General features: G+C 48.7%; 5 protein-coding genes. 1 reads left to right on the top strand and 4 read right to left on the bottom strand.

Going from position 1 to position 7,039, the window contains the following annotated elements:
- Positions 1–133: 133 nt before the first annotated feature.
- The 3 genes from QUB12_RS36105 to QUB12_RS36095 all read right to left on the bottom strand — a co-directional run bounded on the left by QUB12_RS36105 (position 134) and on the right by QUB12_RS36095 (position 5,246).
- The gene (locus QUB12_RS36105; protein ID WP_333310923.1) at positions 134–397 is read right to left on the bottom strand and encodes a hypothetical protein; all 264 of its coding nucleotides are present in this window, start codon (positions 395–397) and stop codon (positions 134–136) included.
- Positions 398–573: 176 nt separating this feature from the next.
- Entirely contained in the window at positions 574–4,071 is a 3,498-nt protein-coding gene (locus QUB12_RS36100) for a hypothetical protein (RefSeq protein WP_333310921.1), read from the bottom strand.
- A 698-nt stretch (positions 4,072–4,769) separates the two neighbouring features.
- A complete protein-coding gene (locus QUB12_RS36095; protein WP_333310920.1) occupies positions 4,770–5,246 on the bottom strand; it encodes a hypothetical protein in 477 nt (158 codons plus the stop codon).
- Between the two features lie 169 nt (positions 5,247–5,415).
- Here QUB12_RS36095 and QUB12_RS36090 point away from each other — a divergent pair, with 169 nt between their 5' ends.
- Positions 5,416–6,366: a tyrosine-type recombinase/integrase gene (locus QUB12_RS36090; protein ID WP_333310918.1), complete on the top strand. Its 951-nt coding sequence runs from the start codon at positions 5,416–5,418 to the stop codon at positions 6,364–6,366.
- A gap of 37 nt (positions 6,367–6,403) precedes the next feature.
- On the opposite strand, the gene QUB12_RS36085 is transcribed toward QUB12_RS36090, so the two are convergent.
- Positions 6,404–6,733, bottom strand: coding sequence for a hypothetical protein (locus QUB12_RS36085; RefSeq protein ID WP_333310916.1), 330 nt, complete (start codon positions 6,731–6,733; stop codon positions 6,404–6,406).
- Positions 6,734–7,039: the final 306 nt, after the last annotated feature.

Here is a 7,039-nt window from a genome sequence, read left to right as displayed (position 1 = left end):
GGTTTTTAGCTGGCATTTTTGTAGAGATTGACTAAACTCCTTTTTTATTATACCCTATTTAAAGGTACAACAGCTTAATTTTTTTGGTGGCGGCTTCGATAGAGTTACCGCATCAAGCTGATCGGGGGGTAACTCAAGTATTTTGTTGAAACGACGTGGTGCAGAGAGGCAGGTAAAAGTCGGAGTCAGGAAACCATCGAGGGCAGCGTGCCACCAATTCCTGAAACTCTAGGAAGTGCCGATCGCCCACAACCGCCACCACATCCGCCGCCACCACTTCACCACGGTCGATCGCGTCCTCCAAATCGCAATCAATACCTAGCGCAATCCCTGGCGAACTCCACCCGATCGCCTGTTTGATTCTGGTGGCGAAGTGGTGGGCGATCGGAATTAGCAAATCTTGGAATTGCTGTTTTTCGGATTTGGTCAGTGCAGCCCAAATTTGCGCTCGATCGGCGTGGCCCTATTGGCAAACGTCGGCTAAAACATTTTTGATGTCCAGGGCTGTTTGTCGATCGTTGCTGGCAATGGTGGCGCGGATAAAGCCAAGGCATTCGATATGGGTAGCAGCATCTAGCATATTGGAGCCTCCCATCTCAAATCATCGGGATAAGCTCGGAACTGTACCATCCCCGAATCAACCATTGATTTAGCTTCTAAGAGGTAGCGACCCTCAACAAACTCCAGCACCCGGCATTTAATCCACTCCCCAAGCTTTCGCTGGAACCAACCCCAAGCTTTTTGGGCGCTCGGACTTTCGGCCTCTGGCTCTGCATCGATCGCAATCGCAACTTGGGAAACAGTACCCGCCACGCTCGCCCAGCCCGTTCTGCCTGCGGGTTCCGGCTGTGGCGGGGCAAGCGTCTTACTCGCCCCCTCCAGCAGGGCAAAAATTACTGATTTGGGCAAAGATCCAATTTGAGCAGCCCACAAATCAATCTGTTTTTCTGCGGCTAACGGAATATATCCCTGGGAATTTTGTCTAGTTTTGCTATGGGATTCTAATAGCAAAACTAGACGTTTTTTAAATTGCTCAGCCGTGGCGTACCCCAACTCCCGGATAAACTGGCTCAGCCTTTGTTTGCTAACTTTGCAGAAATCTGCGATTGCGGTCAAAGTCAGCTTGCAATTTTTGCCCATTGCTTCTTGGGCAAACCGAGCGATCGCCAGTTCAAGCTTTTGCATAGGTGTAGCAGCTTCTAGGCAGATGTCAACGGCCCGTACAAGCTCCACTGGCAGATCGAGAACAAAGTTACTGATGAAGTAGATTGTTAGTGTCTCTCCAGCGCGTCTGTTCGCCCGCAGACGACCCATTGCCTGATCGATGTTGGCATGAATGTCTTGGTGTATATAGTCGCGAAATTCTAGATCTACAGACTCATTAGAGGTAATAATGTCCGGCTCCCCTTTAGGTGCTGGACGGCTTAAAATCATCTGCCGAGTTGTTTCTTGGCTTGTGATATTCGGCGATCGCCCGTAGAGTAAGGTAAATTCTGCTGCCAGTGTGGCGATGGGGCGACAGGGTGTTCCAACCAAAATCAGAGTTTTTGCTTCTTGAGCCAAATTTGAGCCGCGCGATTCACTAAACCATTTCAAATCTAGGTTTTTGGCTTGGCTGTCGGTAGTGGTAAATTTTTTAAAATCAATCACTGCCGCCGCCGGATCTTCCTGCCGAATGGCTGCGACTATTGCTTCGATCGCGCGAACTTGCTCAGCCCCTCGCGATATCCCCAGCCGACCGTGATCCACTATTTGCTTGATAATGAGTTCTGCCTTTTTGGATGTCGCTTGCTGGATGTGCGAGATGCCCTCATTTTCAATTCCCAGCATCAAAGCCAATTTCTTTGGTGAACCGGTAGCATCAAGGAAAATATTTGCCTTGGCGGCATGGGCAATTTCAATCAGTCGCCTATCGGCAACTGTGATAGACAGCACTCCCCTATTTAAATTTAGGTAGCCCGGATGATTGCCAGTAATTACCTGCAAGAAAGACCGCAGCCACTGTTTGGCTACCTTCTGGGCTTTATCCGCTAAATCGGCATCAGACGAGGTGAAGCTTTTTCTTAAGTTAGCAGGCAAGTCTTGGAGGGACACGCCGTGTTCCCCTAGCCCGTGCAGAATTGCCTGTACCTGGTCGTTTGGGTTCGTTACTTCGGCGATCGCATCAACATCAATATTCCCTTTTATAAGGGGCAACAAGATTTCTAGCAGACTGTCGTGTGGCAAACCCCACCTTGGGATTTGATGCTTGCCAGAGACAAGCTCGCATAGTTTTACTAACAGGTCGGTCAATCCGAAGGCTTCGGTGTCAGCAGATAAAAGTAGGAACATAATGTGAGTGATGTCACCTTCTTCAACGGTGATATTTTTGCCGTACTTCAGCGATTCACTCCACTCTTCCCAAACCAGGACTGTGCCTTTGGTTTTACCCTCGGCTGCATAGCCAAAGGAGTCGGTCGGCGGTAATGAGTCGGGATGAACTCTAAGTCTCTCAGCTTTCAATGCCTGGCTCCGTGCCTTTAAAAAACCAAACTTTTCCCCGGCACGGCAGCCCTCAAAGTGCGGGCAGGTTGGGCACATCAGGCCGGCGGTATCGCTGCCGGATATGTTTTTTTCTCGCAGTACGGCGCTTAACTCTGTACGATCACAACTAGCAGCAGCTTCAATACGATCATCAGCTTTTGCCCGTCGCCAGTTGCCTAGATTATCGATCGTTAGTCCTTTGTGGCGGGATTCCAAGTCTTCCCAGCTTTGCAACGATGGCGTGCTCGCGTTCCGGTGGTCTTTGCTGATGTAGATAATGCGATCGCAATCAAAGTCCGCTCTTAAGCAAAGTCCTGTGTCGTAACTCTTCCCTGTACCAGTGCCACTGCTGTCAATAATGAACTTGCTCGCAGCAGCATTTTTTTGCCATATTGCCAAGCGTTCGCCTGGATAGTAAAGTGTGGCATCATTAACTTTTCGATCACTTGTCAAAACGGAGCTCGCCTTCAGTGGCTTGGGATATTTTCGATTGAGCAGCCCTTCATAGATTTTTAAAGCTTTGGCTGCTTTGCCTGCACTGAATGCTTCAAAATCCTCCCAAAATAACTCAATCTTCCTCTCGGCTTCCCCGGCAGCCAACAGATCGTCAATGCCACTGATATCAGATTTTTCTACTTGTCCCCACCAGCCGATCCGCAGTTCATATCCCCAGCTTGTGATTAACTTGTGAGTTTTCGCGTACTCCCGCATCACGTCTTTATTTCCCGGAGAACCCGCATCGACATACAAAATTATCAGGTTTGTGCCGAGTTCGGCTGAAAGTTTGTCGAGCTCCTCCTTAAAAGTTTTAGGGCTACTGGCAAACAGTCCTCCGGCGGCTCCCAGGAAAAACTGACCGCTGAGTTGGGCTGCAATCCAAGGTTTGAGAATTCCTTCGGCAAGTCCGATCGATGTGAAACTGGGATCTATTACTGTGGGTCGGCACACTGTGATAGGCATTTCCCCGTTCTGCAAGTGAGAGGTGGGGCCGTTGGGGCGCTTCCTCCATCTGCTTGTAGGCCATTTGTACTTGCCGTTATCCTCTGTATTATCCAGTCTCAATTGCCAGCCAATCATTAGCCCGTTACTAGACCAGACTGGGCAAATATAACCGGATTCGGTGTTTGTGAGCGATCTGCCGTTAGTGTCGATCGAGACTCCGGCAAGATTTGAACTCACAGCAGTTTGCAATTTTTGGTAGGGACTGACGCTGCGAAACATTCCAGCCTCTATCTGTTCGTCTGACAACCCCCGTCGCTTCAAATCTTCTCTGTGGTTGGAGTTGAGCGTTAGTTGTCCTAGTATTTTTCTGATTTCTTGGTCGCGATCGGTAACAGATAGCAGTTGGGCCCTGTCTTTAGTTTCTCGCTCAAGTCTGAGCTTTCTGGCGACCTCTCGCTGGCGTTTGTATTCTGCTAATTTTTCAGCATCTTGTTCCTCCTCTAAAGCTTTTTCTATATAGATGCCGAAGCCAATCTTGTCGTGACTTTTTAAGATGAAGGCAGAATTTGAACTGTCCGTGCGGCAGAAATAAAGGTTGCCGTTCATCCGACAATCTTTTCTTGCGCCGTTGCAAACTGGGCAATTCCCTTTTGATCGTGTAAAAGAATTTGGCGCACTCATGCCACACCCCCAATTGCTCCAAAGGTAAGTGCAGAAACTTGCCTAAAATTAATTAAATCCCTCCAAACTTTTTCAAAATTACCTAAACCTGGTACAATTGAGTTACAGCTTAGGTTTGAAGAGTTTGCGAAGCTATGGGTAGTGTCAGAATTCTGTGAACGTGCGATCGAACCGTTACCGATAGCATTAATCGGCAAAGCAACGCAAAAATGGCGCTTTATTTTTCTTACAAGGTGTGGCATGATAAGGGTAGCCGGCACTCTTTTTAGGAGACCGACTAATTGAGTTCTACCTCAAACAAACGTTGTCGTGCATCTTGGCGGACTCACGACAACAAACAAAATTTATTGTATACCAAAAAGAAGCGCTGGGAGCCTTATGCTGCTAGCGCTTCTTGGTGTTGAAATTGCTTTTGGGCGTCTGACTCCAGGTGTCGGTCGAGATGACGCCCGGTAAATCCATAAAGTCTCCTCAACAAAAACCGATCAAGATACTTCAAGAGATGTAGAATATTCGTTCAGCGTTTGAATTAACTCTGGCGATCAGGCGATCGGATAAGCGAACCCAGAAAAACCCCGATATGAACCGGGGTATCAATTCCTAATGTCCGTGGGATGTGTGTCTCAGGACTCTTCAATTATCTCAACCAGCACCTCAACATCCCCTAAAGTAGCCTTCGATTTTGGGTGCAAGGCTTTCAATTGATTGAGCAAGTCGGCTGGCTCCGAAAGCTCGATCGCTGGTGTTGGATTCCGTTTAAGTTTTTCTAGTTCTTCGGACTTGCGATCGAATTCTTCCCGCGTGCGATCGAGTTCTTCGCACTTGCTAGCGAGTTCTGCCGCGAATTGCTCTCGATCGGCCGCTCGATCGGCGGTAAGCGTCTCAACCTGTGTCTTGAGTTTTTCCACTTCCTCCTGATCGCCAGCAACATCTGCTAATTGCTGTTCGGCTGCTGCGAGTTTCTGGTTGGCAGTTGCTAGTTGCTCTTGAGTTTGCTTGAGTTCTTCTTGAGTTTGTTGAAGCTGCTGCCTGAGCGATTCCTCTTCGGTGCGATCTGTGCTCAGGCGGCTAATCTCCTCAATGCAGGTTTGAAGATGCACCCGCTAGATGAAGAATTGTAACAATATTGCTTGTTAATAGCCTCTGCCAGGCGGGGAGAACCAACCTCCAGGTGCTGCTGAGGGCGACTCTTTTAAAAGGTAAATTTTGGATAAAGACAAGTCTAAATTAGTCTAAATTAGTATTTATAACGGCACTTTGAAAGAGTAAATGCCCAACCGAATTGAAGAGCAACAGCCCGAAACCTTGAATCTGCCCTGTCCGGTACCCCTGACTCAGCACCCGGCAGCAGTGTACCTCGACAGTTTGGGTAGCGAGCGGTCAAAGGCAACCATGAGAGAAGGGCTCAATATCATGGCCCGGATGCTGACAGGTGGGGAGTGTGACGCAATGACTTTGAATTGGGCGGCATTGCGCTACAGACATACGGCGGCTCTGCGCTCGGCTATGGAGAAAAAGTACGCCCCGGCGACGGTGAACCAAATGCTGTGCGCCCTGCGACGGGTGTTGAAGGAAGCTCTGCGGTTGGATTTAATCGACCCAATAGATTACAGTAAAGCGGTGGATGTCAGGAGTATCAAGCAATCGGGAAAAGTTAGGGGGCGCGCGCTAACGCTCTGTGAGATTGCTGCATTGATGCAAAGTTGCTCTGGTAAGACCCCTATTGATGTTAGGGACTCGGCGCTGATTGCTATCTTGCGAGGGGGCGGCATCCGTCGCTCTGAAGCGGTCAATCTCTTGAAGCGAGATTTCAATCTATCCACGGGAGCGCTGTTCGTCCGAGAGGGTAAGGGCAAGAAAGACAGGACGGTTTATCTCCCGGAGTCTGCTTGCGTTTTGGTGTCCCAGTGGCTCGATTTGAGGGGGGAGGCGACCGGCCCTCTGTTGTACCCGATTCGGAAAGGGGGAGAAATTCAGCGCCGGCGCATGACGGAGGATGGTGTGTTGAAGATTGTGCAGCGGCGGGCGTTTCTCGCTGGGGTGGAGTCTTTTAGTCCCCACGATTTCCGGCGCACGTTTTGCTCGGACCTCCTCGATGCTGGGGTGGATATTGTGACGGTGCAAAAGTTGGCGGGTCATGCTTCTCCGGTAACTACGGCCAAATATGACAGGCGTGGGGAGGAAACTAAGCGGCGGGCCGTGCAGCATTTGGAATTTTAGGGCTTTGTGACGTTCTCTCCCGTTAAGTGCTGACGCACTATAAAAGGTGGACAAGACTGACATCTAGGACTCTGATGAAACTTATAGTTCCTTTATCAATAGCCTCCGCTAATTCTGGGTTTAAGCTACAGAAGAATTGGCTGTTGTCAGGTTCAGAGTAAACTACTTCAACAACATAACATCCCGTTTTGGGGACAATCCTCACTTCGCACAAATCCTCAAACTTCAGCGCCGTGTTAAATAACTTGCGAGAAATGTTCGTTATTTCATCGCAGTAATTAAACCACTCATGGCCTTTTTGATTGCGTGCCTTTCCACTCGTTCTTTTAACAGTGTGGACAACTATAGCAATCCGATCTGGTCTCACAACACAACGCCCTCTTGTCTTCCTAGACTTGTTGTATAGCAAGACTTTCAGATTTTACTGATTTAGAAAATCACTTAGGATTGCTATATCAACTATCAACTATCAACTATCAACTGTTAACTGTTTAATGGCAGTAGCCTCTCCCTATCAGCGCCCGGATAGCATTGTGATCAGCCGCCTCAGCTTTCCAGCAAGTTTTCTTGAATCGTAGCGGCACTTAGCTTCTACCAAGATTTTTTCCATCAGCTCGGATGAAGCTACTGCTTGCAGCCATGCAGCTTCTAAAAATACTTCTACAGTCACTCC

This window comes from Microcoleus sp. B7-D4 (assembly GCF_036705125.1).
Classification (GTDB): domain Bacteria; phylum Cyanobacteriota; class Cyanobacteriia; order Cyanobacteriales; family Microcoleaceae; genus Microcoleus.
This window is presented reverse-complemented; position numbering and strand designations above follow the sequence as displayed.

Bases quoted from the DNA above. Each gene is read 5' to 3' on its own strand.
- QUB12_RS36100 (WP_333310921.1), bottom strand. From the start codon at position 4,071: ATGAACGGCAACCTTTATTTCTGCCGCACGGACAGTTCAAATTCTGCC.
- QUB12_RS36090 (WP_333310918.1), top strand. From the start codon at position 5,416: ATGCCCAACCGAATTGAAGAGCAACAGCCCGAAACCTTGAATCTGCCC.